Raw genomic sequence first — 20,271 nt, 5'->3', positions numbered from 1 at the left:
CGCAATTGCTCAAAACCGTTTTCCCGCAACTGCATAGGTTTGTCGGCCCTCCCCCGATGCGTGATCTTCTGCCAGCCCTGCTGCTGTTCGTGCTCTTTGGCTTTCTGCCAGAGCGGCTCTACGCCCCGCTGCGCGAGGGCAACGCCGCTCTGCGCGCGCAGTTCGCCTTTCCGGCGGGACGCGAGCTGCCTGCCCCGGCCTTTCCCGAAGCGTCCGGCGTCGACACGGTGCCGCCCGCCGCCGCCCCGGCCCCGCGCCGCAGGCTCCAGCCACGCTCGGCGCGGCTCTTCGCCGGGCCAGGCGACGTGTCCCCCGAGGATTTCGCCGCCTACGGGGTGATCGCCTTCAACACCCCGCCGAGCGAGACAGAGGGGGACAAGACCGAAAGCGCGCGACTTCTGCTGATCTGCGCCGCGTTCGTGGCAACCCTTGCGCCGCAGCCACAGCCGGCGACTCCCCCCGCGCGGATCGTCGTCACCGTCTGGCCGATGCAGAGCTCTGCGGCCGCACAGCGGGCAACGCAGGCCCAGCCCCGCGAGGCCTGCCCGATCGCCCTGCAACGCTACCAGATGCCCATCGCGCGCGTCGCAATCAGCGCGGCGGTGGACAGCGGGTTGCTCAACCCGTTCCGCCGCGGACCGTTTCTCATGGCCTGGCAACCCGGTGCCAATTTTGCCAACCCCGGCAAACCGATCCTCTTCGACGACCTGTCGGACGTGACGAGCGCCGAGGAGGCACACGCCCGCTTCGCGCGATGGGATGCGGACATCAACCATCAGGACAGCTACGCGCGCGGGTTGATCGAGCGCATGGGACGGGTTGCCTTCACCCGTCTGCAACTGCGCACATGGGCCGAGGAGTCCGGACCGGCATGGCTCAGTCGCCTCGGCTTTCCGCCCCGAAGCGGAGACCGCGATGACTGATCTGGGCAGGCGCACCTTACCCTACCTCTTCCTGATCCTGATCGCGGTCGCGCTCACCTGCTGGGTCCGGCCCGCGACGGACGTGGGCTACAAGGCGCTCTTCCTCGCGAGCTTCGCGGCGCTGTCCGGGCTCTGGCTGATCGGGCGGCTGATCGCCGCCCGGCTGCGCTGACCACCAACCGCCTAGAGCGGCGGGATGTCCCCTTCGGCACGCTGCGCGTGGAACTCCGCCTCGAAGGCGGCGAAACGGCCGCCGGCAATCGCGTCCCGCATGCCCTGCATCAGCTCCTGGTAATAGTGCAGGTTGTGCCACGTGAGCAGCATCCCCGAGATCATCTCTCCGGCGCGGTAGACGTGGTGCAGGTAGGCACGCGAGTAGCTGCGGCAGGCCGGGCAGGTGCAGTGCTCGTCGAGCGGGCGCGGGTCGTCCTGATGGCGGGCGTTCTTGATGTTGACCATGCCGTGCCGGGTCCAGGCCTGGCCGGTGCGCCCCGAGCGCGAGGGCAACACGCAATCCATCATGTCGATGCCGCGCTTGACCGCGCCGACGATGTCGTCGGGCTTGCCGACCCCCATCAGGTAGCGCGGCTTGTCCTCGGGCAGTTGGCCGGGCGCGAAGTCGAGCACCTGGAACATGGCCTCCTGCCCTTCACCGACGGCAAGACCGCCGACAGCGTAGCCGTCAAAACCGATCGAGGTCAGTGCTTCGGCGCTCTCGCCGCGCAGGTCCTCCTCGAGGCCGCCCTGCTGGATACCGAAAAGCATATGGCCCGGCCGGTCGCCGAAGGCATCGCGCGAGCGCTGCGCCCAGCGCATCGACAGGCGCATGCTCTGCTCGATCCGTTGGCGGTCGGCGGGCAGCGCCGGGCATTCGTCGAAGCACATCACGATGTCCGAGCCGAGCAGCCGCTGGATCTCCATCGAGCTTTCCGGCGACAGCATGTGCTTGGAGCCGTCGATGTGGCTCTTGAAGGTGACCCCTTCCTCGGTGAGCTTGCGCAGGCCCGAGAGGCTCATCACCTGGAAGCCGCCGGAGTCCGTCAGGATCGGCCGCTCCCAGTTCATGAACTTGTGCAGACCGCCAAGCCGCGCCACCCGCTCGGCGCCGGGGCGCAGCATCAGGTGGTAGGTGTTGCCCAGCAGGATGTCGGCGCCGGTGGCGCGCACGCTTTCGGGCAGCATCGCCTTGACGGTGGCGGCGGTGCCGACGGGCATGAAGGCGGGGGTGCGGATCTCGCCGCGCGGGGTGGAGATCACCCCGGTGCGCGCGGCCCCGTCCCGGCCATGAAGGGTAAAGGAGGTCAGGCTCATGCCGTCCCTCTGCCCCAAAGCGCGGGATTTGCCAAGGCCCAGCCTGTCGCTGCGCGGCGTGACGCCTGAGCGGCGCGCGCTTGGCGGATTGCCTTGCCCTCTCCAGGCTCGGGGGTAAGCTCGTCCGGCGACGCCCGGATTTACCGACCTGTCGCCACGGAGGCACGCCTTGCGGACCCTCGACTTCACTTCCTGGGAAGCACTTCTCAGAACCTTGCTGGGCCTGGTGCTCTTCACTCTTCTTGCCGTCGGGATGCGGATCTTCATGATGCTGACGCTGCAACAGCGGCAACAGCGCATGAACCGCCAGATCAACGAGCGGCTGAAGACACTCATCGCCGCCTACAAGGTGCTCGGCGGCTCCTTCACAGGAACGCTGGACGTTGACCCGAGCCACATGCGAGACCTCCGCCAGCGCCCCGCCGAGGCGAATATTGGCTCCCTGGGCTCGGACCGGACGCGCCGCATCCGCGATGCGGTCGAGGCCGCGCTCTCGGACATCCTGCTGCTCGGCACCGACGATCAGGTCCGACTCGCGGCACGGGCGGCGAACCAGATGTCGGCAGGGCAGCCGATCCAGACCGGCGAATTGGTCATCTCGCTGCGCGACTACATCCGCGAGGCGCTCGACCTGAGCGCGATCCCCGCAGATGTGACGATCCCCGCGCAGGGCCCCACCCGGCCTGCTTCGGGCTCCGGGAAATCGGCCAACAGCCGCGACGGCGGCTCCGGCGACCGATCTGGCGGAAAATCCGGAGGGGCCGGAGGCGGCGGCGGAATGGGGATGGGGCTCGGCATGGGCGGCGCGGGGCGGCACGCAGAGGACGAGCCCACCTAGCCTGCGCCGCGGCGGCTCAAGCCGCCGCTGCCACGAGGTGCCCGCCGCCGACATCGCGCAACGCGAGCCGTGCCGGCGCGTCTCCCAGCGCCCGGATCGGCGAGGGCATCTCGCCTGCGGGCCGCACATGCGCACGGCCGCGGCGCGCCGGGTCGGGGATCGGCACCGCGTCGAGCAGACGTTGCGTGTAGGGATGGCGCGGATCGCCGAAGACCTGATCGCGTGTGCCCATCTCGACGATCTGGCCTAGGTACATGACCGCCAGCCGGTCGACGACATTCTCGACCACCGCCATGTCGTGGCTGATGAAGAGATAGGAGACGCCCATCTCCTGCTGCAACTCCTCGAGCAGCGCCAGCACCCGCGCCTGCACCGACACATCCAGCGCCGAGACGCTCTCGTCGCAGATGATCAGCTTCGGCTTCAACGCCAGGGCGCGGGCGACGCAGATGCGTTGCCGCTGCCCCCCTGAGAATTCATGCGGGTAGCGGGTCATCTGTTCGGGCGTGAGGCCGACGCGCTGGAAGAGATCCGCGGCGCGGTCGCGGCGCTCTTCGGCGTTGCCCACGCCGTGGATCAGCAGCGGCTCGGCCACCGCCTCGCCCACGGTCATGCGCGGATCGAGCGCCGCCATCGGGTCCTGGAAGACCATCTGCACGTCGCGGCAGATCTCCTTGCGGCCCTGCGCGGTCAGCTCCGAAAGCTTCTTGCCCGCCACCTCGATCAGCCCCCGGTGCGGCACGAGCCCCGCCAGCGCCTTGGCGATGGTGGACTTGCCGCAGCCGGACTCGCCGACCAGGCCGAAGGTCTCGCCGGGGCGGATATCGAAGCTCACGCCCTCGACCGCGTGCACGCGATGGGTCGGGCGGCCGAAGAAATTGGCGCCTATGTCGAAGCGTACCTGCGCATCGATCAGCCGGGCGACAGGCACGGGCGCTTCGGGCGGCAGCAGCGCGCCGCGCTCGGCCCCCGCCCCGAGCCGCGGCACAGCGGCCAGGAGGTCGCGGGTGTAAGGCTGCGCAGGGGCGTCGAAAATCTGCGCCACCGGGCCGGATTCCACCACCTGCCCGGCCTTCATGACGACGACGCGGTCGGCGGTCTCGGCCACCACGCCCATATCATGGGTGATGAGGATGATGGCGGTGCCGGTCTCTGCCTGAAGGTCGCGCAGCAGCTCCAGCACCTCGCGCTGGACGGTGACGTCGAGCGCCGTGGTGGGCTCGTCGGCGATCAGCAGCGCCGGGCGCATGGCCAGCGCCATGGCGATCATCACGCGCTGCCGCATTCCCCCGGAAAGCTCGTGCGGATATTGCCCCATCCGCCGCTCGGGCTCGGAGATGCGCACCCGCCGCAGTGCCTCGATGGCGGCGGCGCGGGCGGCGCGCTGCGGCACCGGCTCGTGCGCACGGATCGCCTCGATCAGCTGCGTGCCGATGCGGTGCACCGGGTTGAGCGAGGTCATCGGCTCCTGGAAGATCATCGCCACCTTCGCCCCGCGCAGGCCGCGCATCTCGGCCTCGGGCAGCCGCGGAAGATCGGTGCCGTCGAGCAGCGCCTGGCCAGCGGTGACCGCAACGTTGTTGGGCAGCAGCCCCATCAGCGCCAGCGAGGTGATCGACTTGCCCGAGCCGGACTCGCCGGCGATGGCCAGCGTCTCGCCGGCGGCAAGATCGAAACTCAGCCCCTCGACCAGCGGCCGCAGCACGCCGCGATCGCGCACCGAAACCGTCAGGTCCCGCACCGACAAGAGCGGCGTGGCAGCCGCCCCCTGAACGGGGGCAGCCATGGTTTGCGCCGCGAGCGTCATTCGAAGACCGCGCGCGGGAAGTAGAAGGAGACCACCCAGTTCGGCGCATCCACGATCTCGGAGATGCGCAGGTCGCCGCAGGTCGAGACGAGCATGTAGGCGTCGACCGCCGACATGCCGTGCTGCGCGCAGAGCAGGTCGACCATCCCCGCCACCGCGTCGCGCGCGCCGCTCATCAGGTCTGGCCCGACGCCGGTGGTGACCTCGTAGCCCTTGGCGTCGAGGTGGTTCGTCACCGGCCCGGCCGTGGTGAAGCGCGGCATCTTGAGGTTGGCGCCCTTCACCAGGTCGAGCGTCAGCGTCACATCCATCGGGCTTTCGATGGCAGTGCCGCAGACCTCGCCGTCGCCCTGCGCCGCGTGAGTGTCGCCCACCGAGAAGAGCGCCCCGGCCACCTCGACCGGCAGGTAGAGCACCGTGCCCGTCGAGATGTCGCGGATATCTAGATTCCCGCCCGTGCGCCGCGGCGGCACGATGGAGTGCAACCCCGGCTCCGCAAGGGCCACGCCGATGGTGCCGGTGAACGGCTTCAGCGGCACCTTGCCGGTGCTGCCCCAGAGCGCCGGAGCCAACGTCTCGGCGTCATACTTCCACAGGGTCAGGGCCGGGTCGGTGAACTGATCGGCAAGCAGGCCGAAGCCGGGAATATTCGCCGTCCAGCCCCAGGCCGAGCCCTCCTGGACCCGAGGGGCAAAGCCCTCGAGGGTGATCTTCAGCGCGTCGCCGGGCTCGGCCCCGTCGATGTAGATCGGCCCCGACACCGGGTTGATCTTCGAGAAATCAAGCGCGGCCACGTCCGCGACGGTGCTCGACGGGCCAAGCTGGCCCGCCGAAGAATCCATGCAGTTGAACAGGATCGTGCTGCCCGGCGCGACCGTCAGGGCCGGGGCAACGGAGTTGTCCCAGCCGAAATGGTGCTGCGCGCCGTGGATGGTGTAGTCGCAGTGCTTGCACATGGGATCACTCGGTCATGTAGACGTAGTCGTAGTTCACCGGGATCGACACCGGATCGACGTAAAGCGCGTCGTCGCCGCCCATGCGCTCGGACTTCATCGTGTAGCGCTGCTCGTTGAACACCGGCACCCAGGGCGCGGCCTCCATGACCTTCATGTAGACGTCGGACCACATGTTCATGCGCTCGGGCGCCGAGGGGTCGGTGAAGCTGTCGGCTTCGGTGGCCATGGCATCAATGCTCTCGTCGCAGAACTTCGACCAGTTCCAGCCGCCCTCGCCCGCGCCGGCGCAGCCGAGGATCGGGCCGTAGAAGTTCGAGGGATCGGGGAAGTCGGCGATCCACGCCATGCCGCCCGACCAGATCATCGGCGCCGCGCCAGCGCCGCCGGCCTCGATCACGTTGGCCTGCGCGAGCGAGCGGATGTCCACCTCGACGCCGATCGCCTTCAGGTCCTGCTGGATCGCCTGCGCGATGCGCGGGTTGGGATCGGTGTTCATCACGTAGAGCTCGGTCGAGAAGCCGCCTTCCAGACCCGCCTCGGCGAGCTTGGCCTTGGCACCCTCGACGTCGAAGGCATAGCCCTCGTAGCCCTCGGTGTAGCCGGGCATCGACGGCGGCAACGGCTGGGTGGCCGGAACCGCACGGCCGTTGATGATCTGGGTGATGCGCTCCTTGTTGATCGCCATATTGATCGCCTCGCGCACCTCCAGCTTGTCGAGGGGCTCCATGCCGACGTTGAGGGTGATGTAGCCGGTATGCAGCTGCCCGCCCTCGACCACGCGCGCAGCCTGCGCCGGGTCAGCCATCACTTCCTGGAACTTCGCCGGGGGGATGCCGTCGCCGGGCACATCCACCTCACCCTGCTGCAGGCGCAGCAGCGCCACGATCGGCTCCTGCCCGACTTCGAAGGTCACGCCGTCGAGATAGGGCACGCCGTCCCGCCAGTAGTCTGCGTTCTTCTCGAAGACGAGCCGCTGGCCGATGGTCCATTCACCAAGGCTGAAGGCGCCGGTGCCGACCGGGTGCTTGCCGAAATCGGTGCCGTATTCGTCCACCGCTTCTTTGGGCACAACCGAGGCAAAGTTCAGCGCCATCACGTGCAGGAAGGTCGCGTCGGGGCGCGAGAGGGTGATCTTGACCGTGAGCGGGTCCACCACTTCGACGCCCGAGAGCGTGTCGGCCGCGCCCGACGAGATCTCGTCGAAGCCGGCGATCGAGGCGAAGAAGCCCGCACCCGGCGAAAGCGTCTCGGGGTTGGTCACGCGATCGAGCGAGTATTTCACGTCCTCGGCGGTCATTTCGCGGCCGTTGTGGAACTTCACCCCCTCGCGCAGCTTGAAGGTGAAGACGGTGCCGTCCTCGCTCACCTCGTAGCTTTCGGCGAGGCCGGGGCGCAGCTCGGTGGTGCCGGGCACGTAGTCCATGAGCCCGTCGAAGAGCGACTTGATCATCGACCAGTTCTGCCAGTCGTAGCCGATGGCCGGATCGAGCGTGGCGACGTCGTCCTTGTAGGTGACGGTGATCGTCCCGCCCGCCTTGGCATTGGGATCGGGCGTGTAGTCCTGCGCGAGCGCCGGGATCGCCGAGGCGAGCAGGATCGCGGTGGAAGTCAGCAGTGCTTTCATCTTGTCGTTCTCCCTGTTGGTTTTGTCGACCGTCGTCCGTGAGTGGTGGCCTTGGTCTTCTTGGTGAGTGGTTGTCGGGTCGTGAGTGGTGGTCGTGACTCCCCGGAAAATGCCGGGGTTTGGGGTAATGGAGCTCAGCGCAGCTTGATGCGCGGATCGATGAAGGGGGTGATCAGGTCGGCCAGCAGGTTGCCGAGCACGATGGCGGTGGCCGACACCATGGTGACGCCCATGATGATCGGGATGTCGACGCGCTGGATCGCTTGCCAGGCCAGCTGGCCGATGCCGGGCCAGCCGAAGACGCTCTCGACCACGACGATGCCCCCCATGAAGATGCCGATGTCGATGCCGATCATCGCGATGATCGGCAGGATGGCGTTGGGTAGCGCGTGGCGAAGCAGCACGCGGCCGCGCGTCAGCCCCTTGGCGCGGGCGGTGCGGATGTAGTCCTGCCGCAGCACCTCGACCATCGACGAGCGCATCATCCGGCTATACCAGCCCGAGCCCATGATCCCGAGCGTCACCGCCGGCAGAACGAGATGGGCAAAGGTGCCATAGCCGCCGATCGGGAACCATCCCAGCTGCACCGCGAAGACGTAGAGCAGCAGAAGACCCACCACGAATTGCGGCGCCGAAACCGCGACGAAGCTGGTGACCATCAGCCCCTGATCCAGCGGCCGGCCGCGGAACACGGCGGCGACGATGCCGAGCGTCAGCCCGATCAGCAACTCGCAGGCGATGCCCCCTGCCATCAGCAGCAACGAGGCCGGGAGCCGCGCGGCGATCAGCGTCGAAACCTCTGTCTTCTGCAGGTAGCTGCGACCCATGTCGCCTTGGACCAGCCCGGTGAGGTAGCGCCAGTATTGCACCATCAGCGGTTGATCGAGGCCGAGCTGGTGGCGGATGTTCTCGACCGTCTGCGCCGTGGCCGAGCGCCCGGCGATCTGACGCACCGGGTCGGCCGGCAGCACGTAGAGCAGCAGGAAGGTGATGAAGCTGACGCCCAGCAGGATCAGCGCGGACTGGATCAGGCGGCGGGTCAGGTAGCCGAGCATCAGTCGTTCCCCCTCTGCGTCGGGTCGAGCACGTCGCGCAGCGCGTCGCCGACGAGGTTGAAGGCCAGCGCCAGCAGCAGGATCGCCGCGCCGGGGATGAAGACCAGCCAGGGTGCCGCCTGGAAATAGGTCTGGTTCTCGAAGATGATGTTGCCCCAGCTCGGCGTCGGCGGCTGCACGCCCACGCCAAGGAAGCTCAGCGTCGCCTCGAGCAGCACGGTGACCGAGATGCCGAGCGTGCCCCAGACGATCAGCGTCGGCACGAGGTGCGGCAGGATGTGGCGGAAGAGGATGCGCGCCTGCGAGGCCCCCAGCGTCTTCTCGGCGGCGACGAACTCGCGCTCGGCCAGGCTGGTGGTCTCGGTGTAGACCACGCGGGCGGTCTGCACCCAGTTCACCAGCGCGATCACCATGGCGACAATCCACAGCGAAGGCTGGAAGATCGCCGCGAGGCAGATCGCCAGCAGCAGCGCCGGGAAGGCCATCATCAGATCGGTGAAGCGCATCAGCAGCGCACCGAGCCAGCCGCGCCTGAAGCCTGCCAGCACGCCCACCAGCGTGCCGATCACCAGCGCCACGCCATTGGCGGCCACGCCGATGATCAGCGACGTTCGCGCACCGTAGAGCATCCGGGTGAAGAGGTCGCGCCCGAGCAGGTCGGTGCCCATCAGGAATTGCCCGCCCGGCGGCAGAGGCTCGCCGAACAGCGTCAGCCCGTCAAAGAGTTGCTCGTCGGGGGCAAAAGGCGCGATCCAGGGCGCGCAGACGGCGCCTCCGACCACCAGCACGATGATCGCCAGACCGAAAAGCGCCAGCTTTCGGCGCAGCAGGCGGCGCAGGGCGCTCGCCGGTGCGGTCGGGGGGAGGGAGGCGGCGGTGTCAGCCATGCGTGCTGCCTTCGTCTTTGGGAGGGGTGGAAGCGGCGACGATCCGGTCCGCGGCCTCTTCGAAGCTCACCCGCCAGGCCATCGCCATGGCGCGCAGCTGCTCGTAGGCCTGGTCCTCGGTCTTGCCGCGCGCGGCGAGCGTGGCCACGGCACGCACCACGGTCTGGCGCTGACCGAGGCGGCGCCGCAGCGCGTCGATTTCGCCCGACAGCTCGCGCCGAGCATCGAAGGTCGCGCGGGCGATCAGCAAGGCGGAATAGACGCCGCCATCGCCGACGGGCTTGAGGATTTGCGCATCGGCGCCGAAGGTCATCAGCCATTCGATGCGGCCCGGCGCCTCCGATCCGATCAGCGCGATCGTCGGCAGCGGCGCCTCGCCCGGCGGCCAGGGGAACTGCTCGTCATAGGCGGTGTCGACGTCGATGAAGAGATAGTCCGCCCCGCGCGCCGAGACCGGCAGGTCCGGCCAGTGGCAATCGACCTCGAGCCCGATGGCCTGCAACTGGCGCACCAGCGCTGTCACCGTGGCATGGGGCCGGTGCAGGATGGCGGCTCTTGCGCCGCCCAAGTCGGGAATGCGCAGCCGCCGCCTCATTTGATCACCCGCAGCTTGGTCAGCGCGGCCTCGCGCTCGCGCGTCAGGTAGGGATCACCCTCGACCGGCGCGCCGGTGCGCAGCGGAACGAACGCCCCATTCCTGACCTGCGCGATGGCCACCGGCAGGCGGGTGTGATGCGTGCGGGCACTCAGCCCCATGCGCGCCGCGCGCGGCTGGTCCAGCAACTCGGACAGCGGCAGCGCCTCGGAGCCTGGCGCGTCCGCCAGCAGCCGCGCCAGCATCATCACCGAGGCGTGTCCCGCGGCCTCCAGCGACGAGCCGAAGTCCTCGCGCCCGAAGTTGCCCGGCAGAGCCGGATGCAGATTGCGGAACCACGGCCCGGCCGAGATCAGCCCCTCGGCCGCCGCGCCCATCGCCGGCAACTCGCATTCGGTGACGTTGCACGACAGCACCGGGCAATTGCCCGCGGCAAAATAGGGGGCGCGCTGGCGCAGATCCGCGATGGCTTCGAGGAAGGCATATTGAGACGGGCCTATCAGCTGGTTCAACACGAAATCCGGACGGAGATCGGCAATCTCCTCGACGATGCGGCTGATCTCTATGGAGCCGAGCGGCAGGTAGCGCTCGCCGAGCACCTCGCCCCCGGCGCGCGTGCCGATCTCACGCGCCAGCCGGTTCATCTCCCAGCCCCAGATGTAGTTCGAGCCGGTCAGATAGGCGCGCGCGCCGAACTCGGCAAAGACATAGTCGAGCAGCGGCAGCAGGTGCTGATTGGGGCTCGCGTGGGTGTAAACGATGCGGTCCGAAGCCTCGAAGCCCTCGTAGGGGGTGGGATACCACAGCGCCCCGTCCATCCGCTCGAGGGCGGGGATCACCTCTTTTCGGCTCCACGACGTGGTGCAGCCGATCACGTGGCGCGCGCCGCTGCCTTGCAGGATTTCCTCGCAGAGCGGCGCATAGGCATCGACATTGCCCTTCGGGTCGCGCTCGACCGGGCGGAAGGTGATGTCGAGTGATGGGTCCGCGTTGACCTGCGCCACGGCCTTCAGCGCGCCAGCCCTGCTTGCCTCGCTGATGAGGCTGTAGGTGCCGGAGCGGGAAAACAGGATCCCAAGGTCGATTTCGCGGGTCACAGGGCCTCCAGAAACGAAAAAGCCCCGCAGATCCCTGCCGTCCGGATGGACGGGATGCGGGATCGCGAGGCGCGTTTGCCAACTATGTTCACATTGTTAATCAGCGCGAACGGCCTGTTCGGTCAAGCCCGCGACATGCTTTGCGCACCGCTACCGACCTGCCCCGACCCATCCGCACATATTTTAGGCAAAAGATCACGCCTAACGAACGTGGGATGCCGTCAACTCTATCATGGATTGCGAAGGCCGCGCCCTTCTACCGACGCCTCGTCCGCGACTGCCCTGCGGTGGATTCGGCGCAGCAGCCAAAGACCATAGAGCAGGTTTGGCAGGACCAGCAGGAACGGCAGCACGAAGTGTTGCGGCGCGAGCTCGGTCATGCCGCCGCCGGGCTCTCCCTCTTGGAGATCCGCGAGGGCCCCGGCGCTCAGTACCACGGTGAAAGTCGCCCAGTCCCAGAGCGCGTGAAACACGATCGGCACCCAGATCGAGCCGGTGCGCAGCAGAAGTGCCATCAGCAGCAGCCCCGAACAGCAGGCCGCGATCGCCTGTAGCCCGGCCAGCAGGAAGCTTCCTGTCAGGAAGCCGTTGAGCACATGTACCGCTCCGAAGGCAGCCGTGGTCCAGAGGATCGCCGGCCAGATCCGCAGACGCTCGCGCAGGGCGGCGAACAGCACGCCGCGAAACATCACCTCTTCGGAGAAGCCGACAAGCAGCGTATTGACCAGCACCAGCAGCATCGTCATCGGCGCGGGCAGCCCCAGCACCAGGGCCAGCGCGAAGAGCAGCAGCACGACCAGCCCCGGCAGCCAGAGCAGCCTGAGCGTCGCGGGCTCCGGCCCCTGGAACCCGAGGTCCCGCCAGCCGCGCCAGACAATCACGGCAACCAGAACCAGCCCCGCCATCAGCACCTGCCAGGCAATGCTGTTCGTCGCGATGTCCTCGAGTTCCACCGGCGCGTCCCGCAAACCGACCCCGAAGATCGTGACTCCCATCCAGGCGACCAGCGTCGCAAGCGCGATGGGCAAGCGGCGAGGGCTGCGGATCGGAGCCGCGGCGGTCATGGCACCCTGCCCCGCCCGCCCCTTCTCCACCGTGCGCCGCTCACTCGATGGTCACCGTCAGCGCGAAGGTCCGCGGTGTGCTGTCCTGGCTCACCACCTCGACGTTGACGTCGCCCGTCTGCGGCAGGGGCCCGCGGAAGGGGGTTGCGACATCCGTGCCCGGCAGCAGGATGGAGCCGTCGGGATTGCGCAGGATGTAATACATCGCGCCGCCGTCCGGCACGATGCGCAGATCGAGCACTTGGCCTTGCCGCGCCCCCAGCACGAACTGCGTCGCCTCGCCCGCGGCAAGCTCGCGGGACACCTCTGCGCCGCTGCGTCCCGGCGCGAAGGCGATGCGCTCGGGCGCGAGGGCCGCGGTCTCGGCGGCGCGCGCCCGCGCCGCCTCGGCGGCCTGCGCATCGGCAGGGTCGAGCGACTCGATCGTCCCGTCACGGTAGCCGAAGCATTGCCAGATCTGGCCGTCCGCATCCTGAAGAAAGATCATCGACCCGGCCTCGGAATACATGGTGTCGATCACCTCGCCGCCGGGGCGCGAGGCGTCGCCGCGCGCCGCCAGCGCATCGATGCAGCCATCGATCACCGGCTGGACAAGCGGGTCCTCTGCCAGGGCAGCCTGACCGGCCAAACACGCAATAAGAAGCAGGGACATTGATTTCATGCTCGGTCCTCCAGAGACATGCAGGATCCTTAGCACATTGCGCCGTCCCGACCTATCGCTCTTGCGCCCGGCTCGTGTCGCCGCGCTCAAGGGGCCTGAAGGCGGACGGCGGCGCGGCTGCAGGCAACATCGCCGGGATCTCCGGTTCCTCGCCACCCCCTACAGCGTTGACCGACGCGCACGTAAGTGGTCTCGGGCACTGCCCGGTATAGGCCGAGCTTCGAGGCGACATGATAATAGGCCATCCGCTCGGCGTCGCGGTGTCCGAGGCGATCTCGTCGATGCTGGCCCTGTCAAAACCGTGACGCAGGATTTCGCGCGTGGCGACGGCAATGATCCGGCATCGCCGCGTCCGCAGTCGCTCTTGCCGCGCCCGCAAGCGCCGGTGCCAAGGTCGAGCTGGGCTGGTCGTACAGCGTCTCCGAGAACGACATTTGCACCTCCGCTCTGCGCGAGAGCTTGGGCGCCTGTCTTGGCGAGGCGGTCGACTTCAAGTCCTTCCACGGCGCGAGGCTGCTCAAGCAGGGCGCCGAGCTGACCGCAATGCGGTGCGGCAAGCTCGACCTGGGCAACCTCGCGATCTTCGAGGTCTGCAACCAGGCGCCCTCGACCTCGGTGCCGGGCACGCCGGTCCCGTTCCGCGACTACCTGCACATGCGCGCGGTCCACGATTCCAATGCGTTGGACGAGATGTTGGCGGAAATCGAGGAGAAGACAAAGTTCCTCTCCATCCCCTGCACAGGCGCGCCGCCTCGGCTCTGTCGGCAACAAGCGGATCATGACCCCCGAGGGTCTCGACGGCCACAAGCTGCGGATGCCGCCGGGCGAGGGCTGGCAGGTCGTCGGAACCGCCTTGGGCGCGACCCCGGTGCCGGTGCCCTTTGCCGAGGTCTACACCGCGTTGCAGACGTGCGTGATCGACAGGCGGGACAACGGCATCCCGGCGACGCGCAGCGTAAAGTCCGACGGGGGTGCTCAATCCCCTCGGCAAGGCCGCGCTCGACAAGATCACGCTCGATCAGGCGGCTGACATGGGGGCCAACGGCCTCGACGTCCAAACGCCGGACAACGCCGCCTTCCAGACCCATGTGATCGCGGTCTACAAGGGCTCGAAGTCCTCGGCCGACTGGCTTGCGGAGATGATCGACGCGGTCTCCGCCGTCGGCAAGCAAGCCAGCGTATTCTCCGGCAACGCACATCGCGGGTGGCTGGGCCTGCGCCTTACCCCTTCCCCGCACCTCGGGACAGGATCCCGCATAATGACCCTCCGCTCTCTTTGGCAGCGGCTCAGCCGCCTTATGAACGCCGTCATCGCCCGCAGGCGCAGGTCCCCATCGACGGGGCAGTGCCCCTCTCGCAGCTGCCCCGCGCCACCCCGCGGAGCTTCCCCGCGCAGATGCTGCCGGTGATCCTGCTCGGCGGTATCCACTGCGGCATCGTCACCCCGACCGAGGACCCCGCCTCGGGATCCTGCTCCATCATGTGCACCCGGAGACCGAGACGCGTGCCGTTGACGAAGACGGTGTTGCCCCTCGGGTCATCGGCCAAGCCGCCCCAGCTCAATCCCGCCGAGCGAGCCCGGAGAGGACAGCGAGTGGTCCGTGCCCGGCGCAGTGAACAGGCCCTCGGAGCGGCAGCCCTCGAAGATCACCCGGTATATCACCTGATCGAAGGGGGTTGCGCCCCACTTGTCGGCCTCGGTGAGCGGCTGGCCGGTGACCCGGTCGCGCCCGCAGATCTGCCCCGCGTTTGTGCCGAAGGCCAGTGCGGGCGGGCCCTTGAAGTCCATCAGTGTCGGCTGCATCGGCACGTCGAAGTCCCACGGGTCATGGTGCACGGTCTGGTAGACCCCCCTTTCGTCGCCGGAGGTGGCGACAAGGGCGCGGATCGAGGCGCTGTATTTCTCGTCTTCCGTTGATCGCTTGACGCTCCGAAGGCCGATGGCGGCGGTGCCGACCGGCATGAAGACCGAATTGAAGGCCGCGTCATAACTCTTCGGCGCCCAGACGGTCGGGGGCGAACGTGTGTAGGCGCTGCCTTCCGCAAGGGCCGCGCGGTCCTCGGGGGTGCCCGGATCGAAGGCCCATGTCATCGCGCCGGTGATCGCGTCGAAGCCGCGCATCACGCCGCCCGACATGTCGAGCGCCACGTTGTCGGCCGCGCGGCCACCCACGACGACGGTGGTGCCCGGCAGCGTCAGCTGCGGCAGCGGCCCCGCGGTGTCGACATGGGCCAGACCGCGGCAGCGCACCCAGGTACGGGTCTCGGTCGGGACGTCATGGCGCCAAGTCTCGGCGCCCGAGGTGGCGTCGATCGAGATCACCATATTGTTCGGCGCGCAGAGACAGAGGTCATCGCTAACCTGACGCGGGATGCCCTGATCCTCGGCGGCGCCACCACAAAGGCTGACCGGGGTGTCGCAGGCGCGGAAGGTCCACGCAATCTCCAGTCCGCCGACGTTGTCGGGGATGATCTGGTCAAGCGCGGCGAAACGGGTCTCGTCGCCATGGGTGCCGTGGCTGGTCCAGTCCTGAGCGGCATCCACCGGTGCCGGGGTTTCGCCGGCGGCAACCTGCGAGATGTACCTGCCCTGCGGCTGGAACATCCCCCAGTCCATGCCGAGCGCGGCGACCAGCGCCACCGCAGCCATGCCGAGCCATGCACCAGCCATCGGCTTTCGGCCCGCGCGCTTCAGCGTCAGAGGATGCAGCGCGATGTTCGCCACGAAGGCGCAGAGGAAGGTGAAGATGCGCGCGGGCAGCGCCCAGAAGTCGAGGCCCGCTTGCCAGAAGGCCTAGATCACGGTCAGCGCGAAGGCCACCGAATAGAGCACCGCGCCCGCGGGCGCGCCGCGCGATCTGGATGCCGGAGACGAGAAGCGCGAGCCCCGCCAGCGCGACGCGCACGCCCAGCAGGACCATCAACCACGTCAGCGGCCGGGATAGGACGGATTTTTCGGGTGTGTCCTATGCCTTGGTGAGGATCATTCAGACCGACGAGCCATGTTGCGCGGGCAATTCTCCCCCCTCGGGGCCCATGCGTGTACGCACTGTTACACCCAATCCTGACCGCGGCAGGCCACGCGCCGCCTCTGCGATCGGGACGGCCGCAGGGGCGGAGGGACACAGGGGATGAAGGGGTCAGGTTGACTCGCGCTCGACGATCTCGAAACCGAGGTCGATGACCGGCGGCCCGGTCCGATCACCCCCGAGGCGCGCCAGCATGGACTGCGCCGCGGCACGGCCGAAGGCGGCCATGTCCACCCGCACCGTGGTGATCCGCGGCTCAACAGCATCGGCAAAGGGCTGATCCCCGAAGCCGAGCACCGCGATCCGACCGGGCACGTCGAGCCCGCGGGACTGCGCCTCGATGATCACCCCATGCGCCAGCAGGTCGGACGAGCAATGCACCAGCCCGCCGGTAAATCCCTTGTCGAGCAGGCCGCGGAACCCCGCCCGGCCGTTGGCGAGCGTCGCCGGCGCATCGAACAGCATGGAGACGGACGCCCCTTCACCGCTGCGGTGCCATTGGCGCAGGAACGCCTCGCTGCGGCGCCGGGCCCGCTCGTCCCCGGCAGAGACCACACCGACCTGAGGATAGCTTTTCCGGCGCGCGAAATCCGCCGCGGCGCGGCCAGTCTCGGCGTGGTTGAAGCCGACGCAGAAGTCGATGGGACTGTCGGTGATGTCCCAGACTTCGGCCACGGGGATCTCGGCCGCCAGCAGCATCCGGCGTGCCTGCGCGCTGTGGTGGATGCCGGTGAGGAACATGGCGTCGGGGCGGCGCGACAGGTGCGCGGCGATCAGCTTTTCCTCTTCCTCGGCGTTGAACCCCGTCTCGGACAGCAGGATCTCATAGCCCTCGCGGCGCATCTCCTCGGAGAAGGCCTTCACCATCGACGAATAGACGATGTTGGTGATCGAGGGCACCAGCGCCGAGATCAGCATCGACTTGCTCGAGGCCAGCGCCCCGGCCAACGCATTGGGCACAAATCCGGTCTGGGCGATCGCCTCGTGGATCTTGGCCAACGTGGCGGGCGAGACCTTGGAGGGGTCGGACAGCGCGCGCGAGACCGTCACCTGGCTCACGCCGGCCAACCGTCCCACCGTTTCCATGGTCACGCCACGGCCCTGTCCCTTGCGGGGGGCACGCGGCTTTTTCACGTGTTCGTCGTTCATCGCGCGCATTCTCGATCCACCACACGGCGGACGCAAGGCTCAGACCGGCTCTTCCGCGATCCGCTGTTTCTTTTTCGACATCAAGACCGCCCCGGCGACCGAGCCGACGATCAGCAGCCAGAGCACCACGGCGATCCAGCTCTTGGTGAAGAAGATGGTCACGTCACCGAAGCTCTCGAGGCTTTTGACGAAGTAGATTTCCGCCGAAGGTCCGAGAATGAAGCCGATGATGAAGGGCGCGACCTCGAGCCTCAGCTTGGTGAACAGCCAGCCCAGCACACCGAAGATCAGCAATGTCCAGACGTCGAACATGATGCCGTAGTTGATCGTGTAGGCCCCGATCACGCACATCATCAGGATCACCGGGAACAGGATGTGCTTGGGGATGGTCACCACCATCGCGAAGTAACGAATGGCGAAATACATCATGGCGAACATCGCGATGTTGGCGATCAGCATGGCGAAGATCATCGCGTCCCATGTCCCGGGATTGTTGCCGATGAACAGCGGGCCGACCTGCACGCCCTGAAGGGTGAAGGCCCCGATCAGAAGCGCCGTGGTGGAATCGCCGGGAATGCCCAGCGACAGCAGCGGCACCAACGCCCCGCCGGTCAGACCGTTGTTGCCCGACTCCGAGGCGATGATGCCCCCCGGCTCGCCCTTGCCGAAGCGCTCGGGGGTCTTCGAGAAGGTCTTGGCGTTGGTGTAGCTGATGATCGACGCCGCCGAGCCGCCGACCCCCGGCAGGATGCCTATGAAGGTGCCGATCAGCGACGAGCGCACGAGGTTCACACCCTGGCCCCGGAACACGCCGAAGGAGAAGCGCGAATGCTTGCCGACCTTGACCTCGCTGGCGGAATGCCCCCTCGGCACGCCGATCTCGGCCTGTTCGAGGATCGCCGCAAGGCCGAAGAGACCGATCAGCACCGGCAGCAGCGAGAAGCCGCTTTCCAGCCAGTACTCGGTGCCCGGCGGCACCAGGCGCAGCTCGCCGTTGCCGCCGTCCGAGATGTCGTAGGTGCCGATCAGGCTGATGAAGATCCCCAGCACCCCCGAGAAGATGCCGAGCAGCATGTCCGACGAGAGCGCCGCCATGACCGTGAGCGCGAAGAGGATGATCAGGAACTTCTCGACGTAGGAGAACTTGATCGCGAAATCCGCCAGCGTCGGCGCAAAGAGGTCGAGCACCAGCAGCGAGATCAGCCCGCCGACCAGCGAGGCAACGATGCCGATGCGCAGCGCCTTCTCGCCCTCTCCCCTCTGCGCCATGGGGTAGCCGTCGAAGGTTGTGGTGATCGAACTTGGCGTGCCGGGAATGCCGAGCAGGATCGCCGGCACCAGCCCGCCCGAGATGCCGCCCACGTACAGGCCGAGCAGCAGCGCCAGCCCGTTTTCGAGCCCCAGCGAATAGGTCAGGGGCAGGCAGACCGCGACCGCCATGGTGGCGGTCATGCCGGGGATGGCGCCGAAGATGATGCCGACCAGCGTTCCGCCGAGGACCAGCGAAACGAAGAGCGGAGAGATGAACTCGAACATGGTCCGGACCTCAGGGAAGCGTCAGGAAGAGCGGATAGGTGAAGAGCCACCACACGAAGGTCGGCCCGACCAGCGCGACGATGAGCAGCGGCAGCACCTGCCGGGGCGCGCGCGCGTGCATGAACAGCAGCCCGGCCGCCATCACGTAGGGGATCGAGCACAGCAGGAACCCCATGCCGGTGTTCGGCCAGATCTCCCCCACCGGCACCATCATCGTGAAGTAGAGCAGCGTCAGACCCAGCACGCCCAGGAAGCGCGGCTTGTCCATGTGCTGCCAGGTCCGGTGCCAGTGGACGCCCGCTTCTGCGAGCCGCGCGTGGTCGCGCAGGACGATCGCAAGGCCGAGCAGACCGAGGATGATCGCGATGAGTGTGGGAAAGATCAGGTGCGACGTGTCGAAATCGATGGTCACGCGGGTCATGTCGCCCATTGGGTCCTCCCTTTGAGGGGCGAGAGCAGGTCAGCCCGGCCGGAGCAGCCCCGGCCGGGTGCAGGCGTGTCAGGCGATCACGACCCCGCCGAGATATCGTCGATCACCTTGCGATAGGTGTCGCGCTTCTTGGTCAGGTGCTCGCGTGCCTCGGCCGTCGGCAGGAAGTCGGGGATAAAGAACGACTCCTTCTGGCGTTCCTGGATCTTGCCCTCGTCAAAGACCTCGGTCAGCGCGGCGTCGATCGCGTCGATGATCGCCGGGTCCATGTCCTTGTTGAAGAGGAAGAAGAACTCCTTGTCGAAGGTGAAGTCCTCGGACTCGTTCAGCGGCACATGGGTCTTTGGGCTGGCATAGCTCAGCAGGTCGTCGCGGGTGGTGTTGCCCATGCCCGCTTCGGGGGCCTGCTCAAGCGTCTCGGGACGTGCGGTGATCCAGACGAAGCGCATCGCCTTCTGGTCCGACGGGTCGAGCTGGGTGAACTGCTCGTTGGCCTGGATCGAACCGTTGATCACGTCGGCAAGGTCATCCCACATCGCCTGGTTCTTGTCGGACTGCGAGCCGGTGTTGACCGCGACGATGTTCTCCTCCGAGCCGGGCGCGCGCAGCTTGGCAGCGTTCTTCATCGCGGTGAAGCCGATCTCCGACACCCCGCCCGGCTGGATCGCGACGCGCACTCGCGTTCCCGACTCGGCGGCCGCGAAGATGTCGTCCATCGTCTGGTAGGGGCTGTCGGCGGGCACAAGGTAGGCATTGCCCGGATTGATCGCCACGGTCGGGCCGACCGCGTAGTTGGCGAAGGGATCGTCGTAGCCGCTCACGCCGTAGAGATTTCCCAGAAAGCTCTGGTCGTGGAACATCATGATGGTCGTGCCACGCTTGTCGCGGCCGACCGCCTTGAATGCCTCGGTCGCGCCGACGGCGTCGACCTTGATGTTGATCCCCAGCTTCTCGGACAGCGCCTCGGCGACAATGGCGGAGTTCTGATAGGTGTCGCCGCCCGTCGAGGTCGAGCCGATCACCATGCGCATGTTGCGCGGCAGGTTCTGCGCCTCGGCAGCCAGCGGCGCGGCGAGCAATGCCGCAGCCGAAGCGGCGGCAAGTAGGGTTCTGCGGGTAAATTTCATCGATTTCCTCCCTCGTGACCGCTGCACGGCCAGCTTTTCCTCTGGACGGTCTCCTTTCCGCCCCACGCTATGTAAGCGCATACATGAATGGGAAGCACACACGCATGCCTCCTGTCAAGGATTTCACTCAAGCGCACATTTCGTCATATTATCTGTGGCCCTCGCTTGACGAGACTCGATGT

Annotated in this window: 19 protein-coding genes; 4 read left to right on the top strand and 15 right to left on the bottom strand. The window is 67.5% G+C overall.

Annotation, left to right across the window (positions count from 1 at the left end):
* The first annotated feature begins 56 nt into the window (after nucleotides 1–56).
* Nucleotides 57–923 (top strand): hypothetical protein, encoded by an 867-nt coding sequence (locus tag IQ782_RS05440; protein WP_194133614.1) that lies wholly within the window; start codon nucleotides 57–59, stop codon nucleotides 921–923.
* Nucleotides 916–1,095, top strand: coding sequence for a hypothetical protein (locus IQ782_RS05435; RefSeq protein ID WP_194133613.1), 180 nt, complete (start codon nucleotides 916–918; stop codon nucleotides 1,093–1,095). The genes IQ782_RS05440 and IQ782_RS05435 overlap by 8 nt, the downstream gene beginning before the upstream one ends.
* A gap of 11 nt (nucleotides 1,096–1,106) precedes the next feature.
* Here IQ782_RS05435 and tgt read toward each other — a convergent pair whose 3' ends face one another.
* A complete protein-coding gene (gene tgt / locus IQ782_RS05430) occupies nucleotides 1,107–2,234 on the bottom strand; it encodes a tRNA guanosine(34) transglycosylase Tgt (RefSeq protein WP_194133612.1) in 1,128 nt (375 codons plus the stop codon).
* Between the two features lie 169 nt (nucleotides 2,235–2,403).
* On the opposite strand from tgt, the gene IQ782_RS05425 reads away from it, so the two are divergent.
* Nucleotides 2,404–3,072, top strand: coding sequence for a hypothetical protein (locus IQ782_RS05425; protein WP_194133611.1), 669 nt, complete (start codon nucleotides 2,404–2,406; stop codon nucleotides 3,070–3,072).
* 16 nt (nucleotides 3,073–3,088) lie between these two features.
* Here IQ782_RS05425 and IQ782_RS05420 read toward each other — a convergent pair whose 3' ends face one another.
* The 9 genes from IQ782_RS05420 to IQ782_RS05380 form a co-directional block, all read right to left on the bottom strand.
* Nucleotides 3,089–4,858, bottom strand: a complete 1,770-nt coding sequence (locus tag IQ782_RS05420; RefSeq protein ID WP_420832625.1) for an ABC transporter ATP-binding protein — start codon at nucleotides 4,856–4,858, stop codon at nucleotides 3,089–3,091.
* 17 nt (nucleotides 4,859–4,875) lie between these two features.
* Entirely contained in the window at nucleotides 4,876–5,835 is a 960-nt protein-coding gene (locus tag IQ782_RS05415) for an acetamidase/formamidase family protein (RefSeq protein ID WP_194133609.1), read from the bottom strand.
* A 4-nt stretch (nucleotides 5,836–5,839) separates the two neighbouring features.
* Nucleotides 5,840–7,459 carry an ABC transporter substrate-binding protein gene (locus IQ782_RS05410; protein WP_194133608.1) on the bottom strand — a complete coding sequence of 540 codons (1,620 nt, stop codon included), beginning with the start codon at nucleotides 7,457–7,459 and terminating at the stop codon, nucleotides 5,840–5,842.
* Nucleotides 7,460–7,593: 134 nt separating this feature from the next.
* Nucleotides 7,594–8,514: an ABC transporter permease gene (locus IQ782_RS05405; RefSeq protein ID WP_194133607.1), complete on the bottom strand. Its 921-nt coding sequence runs from the start codon at nucleotides 8,512–8,514 to the stop codon at nucleotides 7,594–7,596.
* A complete protein-coding gene (locus IQ782_RS05400) occupies nucleotides 8,514–9,401 on the bottom strand; it encodes an ABC transporter permease (protein ID WP_194133606.1) in 888 nt (295 codons plus the stop codon). Before IQ782_RS05400 ends, IQ782_RS05405 begins: the two co-directional genes overlap by 1 nt.
* Nucleotides 9,394–9,996, bottom strand: coding sequence for an ANTAR domain-containing response regulator (locus IQ782_RS05395; RefSeq protein ID WP_194133605.1), 603 nt, complete (start codon nucleotides 9,994–9,996; stop codon nucleotides 9,394–9,396). Before IQ782_RS05395 ends, IQ782_RS05400 begins: the two co-directional genes overlap by 8 nt.
* The gene (locus IQ782_RS05390; protein WP_194133604.1) at nucleotides 9,993–11,093 is read right to left on the bottom strand and encodes a transporter substrate-binding protein; all 1,101 of its coding nucleotides are present in this window, start codon (nucleotides 11,091–11,093) and stop codon (nucleotides 9,993–9,995) included. Before IQ782_RS05390 ends, IQ782_RS05395 begins: the two co-directional genes overlap by 4 nt.
* A 230-nt stretch (nucleotides 11,094–11,323) precedes the next feature.
* Nucleotides 11,324–12,157 (bottom strand): CPBP family intramembrane glutamic endopeptidase, encoded by an 834-nt coding sequence (locus IQ782_RS05385; RefSeq protein ID WP_194133603.1) that lies wholly within the window; start codon nucleotides 12,155–12,157, stop codon nucleotides 11,324–11,326.
* Between the two features lie 40 nt (nucleotides 12,158–12,197).
* The gene (locus IQ782_RS05380) at nucleotides 12,198–12,809 is read right to left on the bottom strand and encodes a hypothetical protein (RefSeq protein WP_194133602.1); all 612 of its coding nucleotides are present in this window, start codon (nucleotides 12,807–12,809) and stop codon (nucleotides 12,198–12,200) included.
* Between the two features lie 685 nt (nucleotides 12,810–13,494).
* Between IQ782_RS05380 and IQ782_RS05375 the strand changes: the two genes are divergently transcribed.
* Nucleotides 13,495–13,848 carry a type 2 periplasmic-binding domain-containing protein gene (locus IQ782_RS05375; protein ID WP_277347834.1) on the top strand — a complete coding sequence of 118 codons (354 nt, stop codon included), beginning with the start codon at nucleotides 13,495–13,497 and terminating at the stop codon, nucleotides 13,846–13,848.
* Nucleotides 13,849–14,355: 507 nt separating this feature from the next.
* On the opposite strand, the gene IQ782_RS05370 is transcribed toward IQ782_RS05375, so the two are convergent.
* The 5 genes from IQ782_RS05370 to IQ782_RS05350 form a co-directional block, all read right to left on the bottom strand.
* Nucleotides 14,356–15,489, bottom strand: a complete 1,134-nt coding sequence (locus IQ782_RS05370; RefSeq protein ID WP_194133600.1) for a PQQ-binding-like beta-propeller repeat protein — start codon at nucleotides 15,487–15,489, stop codon at nucleotides 14,356–14,358.
* 469 nt (nucleotides 15,490–15,958) lie between these two features.
* Complete coding sequence (locus tag IQ782_RS05365; RefSeq protein ID WP_240989115.1) at nucleotides 15,959–16,996, bottom strand: LacI family DNA-binding transcriptional regulator; 1,038 nt, start codon at nucleotides 16,994–16,996, stop codon at nucleotides 15,959–15,961.
* Between the two features lie 39 nt (nucleotides 16,997–17,035).
* Nucleotides 17,036–18,532 (bottom strand): tripartite tricarboxylate transporter permease, encoded by a 1,497-nt coding sequence (locus IQ782_RS05360; protein ID WP_194133599.1) that lies wholly within the window; start codon nucleotides 18,530–18,532, stop codon nucleotides 17,036–17,038.
* A 10-nt stretch (nucleotides 18,533–18,542) separates the two neighbouring features.
* Complete coding sequence (locus IQ782_RS05355; protein ID WP_194133598.1) at nucleotides 18,543–18,962, bottom strand: tripartite tricarboxylate transporter TctB family protein; 420 nt, start codon at nucleotides 18,960–18,962, stop codon at nucleotides 18,543–18,545.
* Between the two features lie 77 nt (nucleotides 18,963–19,039).
* A complete protein-coding gene (locus IQ782_RS05350; protein WP_194133597.1) occupies nucleotides 19,040–20,089 on the bottom strand; it encodes a type 2 periplasmic-binding domain-containing protein in 1,050 nt (349 codons plus the stop codon).
* Nucleotides 20,090–20,271 lie beyond the last annotated feature (182 nt).

This window comes from Salipiger mangrovisoli, assembly GCF_015223355.1.
Taxonomy (GTDB): domain Bacteria; phylum Pseudomonadota; class Alphaproteobacteria; order Rhodobacterales; family Rhodobacteraceae; genus Salipiger; species Salipiger mangrovisoli.
This window is presented reverse-complemented; position numbering and strand designations above follow the sequence as displayed.

Coding starts and splice junctions, on each gene's coding strand:
- IQ782_RS05440 (WP_194133614.1), top strand. CDS start 57: ATGCGTGATCTTCTGCCAGCCCTGCTGCTGTTCGTGCTCTTTGGCTTT.
- IQ782_RS05435 (WP_194133613.1), top strand. CDS start 916: ATGACTGATCTGGGCAGGCGCACCTTACCCTACCTCTTCCTGATCCTG.
- tgt (WP_194133612.1), bottom strand. CDS start 2,234: ATGAGCCTGACCTCCTTTACCCTTCATGGCCGGGACGGGGCCGCGCGC.
- IQ782_RS05420 (WP_420832625.1), bottom strand. CDS start 4,858: ATGGCTGCCCCCGTTCAGGGGGCGGCTGCCACGCCGCTCTTGTCGGTG.
- IQ782_RS05415 (WP_194133609.1), bottom strand. CDS start 5,835: ATGTGCAAGCACTGCGACTACACCATCCACGGCGCGCAGCACCATTTC.
- IQ782_RS05410 (WP_194133608.1), bottom strand. CDS start 7,459: ATGAAAGCACTGCTGACTTCCACCGCGATCCTGCTCGCCTCGGCGATC.
- IQ782_RS05405 (WP_194133607.1), bottom strand. CDS start 8,514: ATGCTCGGCTACCTGACCCGCCGCCTGATCCAGTCCGCGCTGATCCTG.
- IQ782_RS05400 (WP_194133606.1), bottom strand. CDS start 9,401: ATGGCTGACACCGCCGCCTCCCTCCCCCCGACCGCACCGGCGAGCGCC.
- IQ782_RS05395 (WP_194133605.1), bottom strand. CDS start 9,996: ATGAGGCGGCGGCTGCGCATTCCCGACTTGGGCGGCGCAAGAGCCGCC.
- IQ782_RS05385 (WP_194133603.1), bottom strand. CDS start 12,157: ATGACCGCCGCGGCTCCGATCCGCAGCCCTCGCCGCTTGCCCATCGCG.
- IQ782_RS05380 (WP_194133602.1), bottom strand. CDS start 12,809: ATGTCCCTGCTTCTTATTGCGTGTTTGGCCGGTCAGGCTGCCCTGGCA.
- IQ782_RS05375 (WP_277347834.1), top strand. CDS start 13,495: ATGCGTTGGACGAGATGTTGGCGGAAATCGAGGAGAAGACAAAGTTCC.
- IQ782_RS05370 (WP_194133600.1), bottom strand. CDS start 15,489: ATGGCTGGTGCATGGCTCGGCATGGCTGCGGTGGCGCTGGTCGCCGCG.
- IQ782_RS05365 (WP_240989115.1), bottom strand. CDS start 16,996: ATGAACGACGAACACGTGAAAAAGCCGCGTGCCCCCCGCAAGGGACAG.
- IQ782_RS05360 (WP_194133599.1), bottom strand. CDS start 18,532: ATGTTCGAGTTCATCTCTCCGCTCTTCGTTTCGCTGGTCCTCGGCGGA.
- IQ782_RS05355 (WP_194133598.1), bottom strand. CDS start 18,962: ATGGGCGACATGACCCGCGTGACCATCGATTTCGACACGTCGCACCTG.
- IQ782_RS05350 (WP_194133597.1), bottom strand. CDS start 20,089: ATGAAATTTACCCGCAGAACCCTACTTGCCGCCGCTTCGGCTGCGGCA.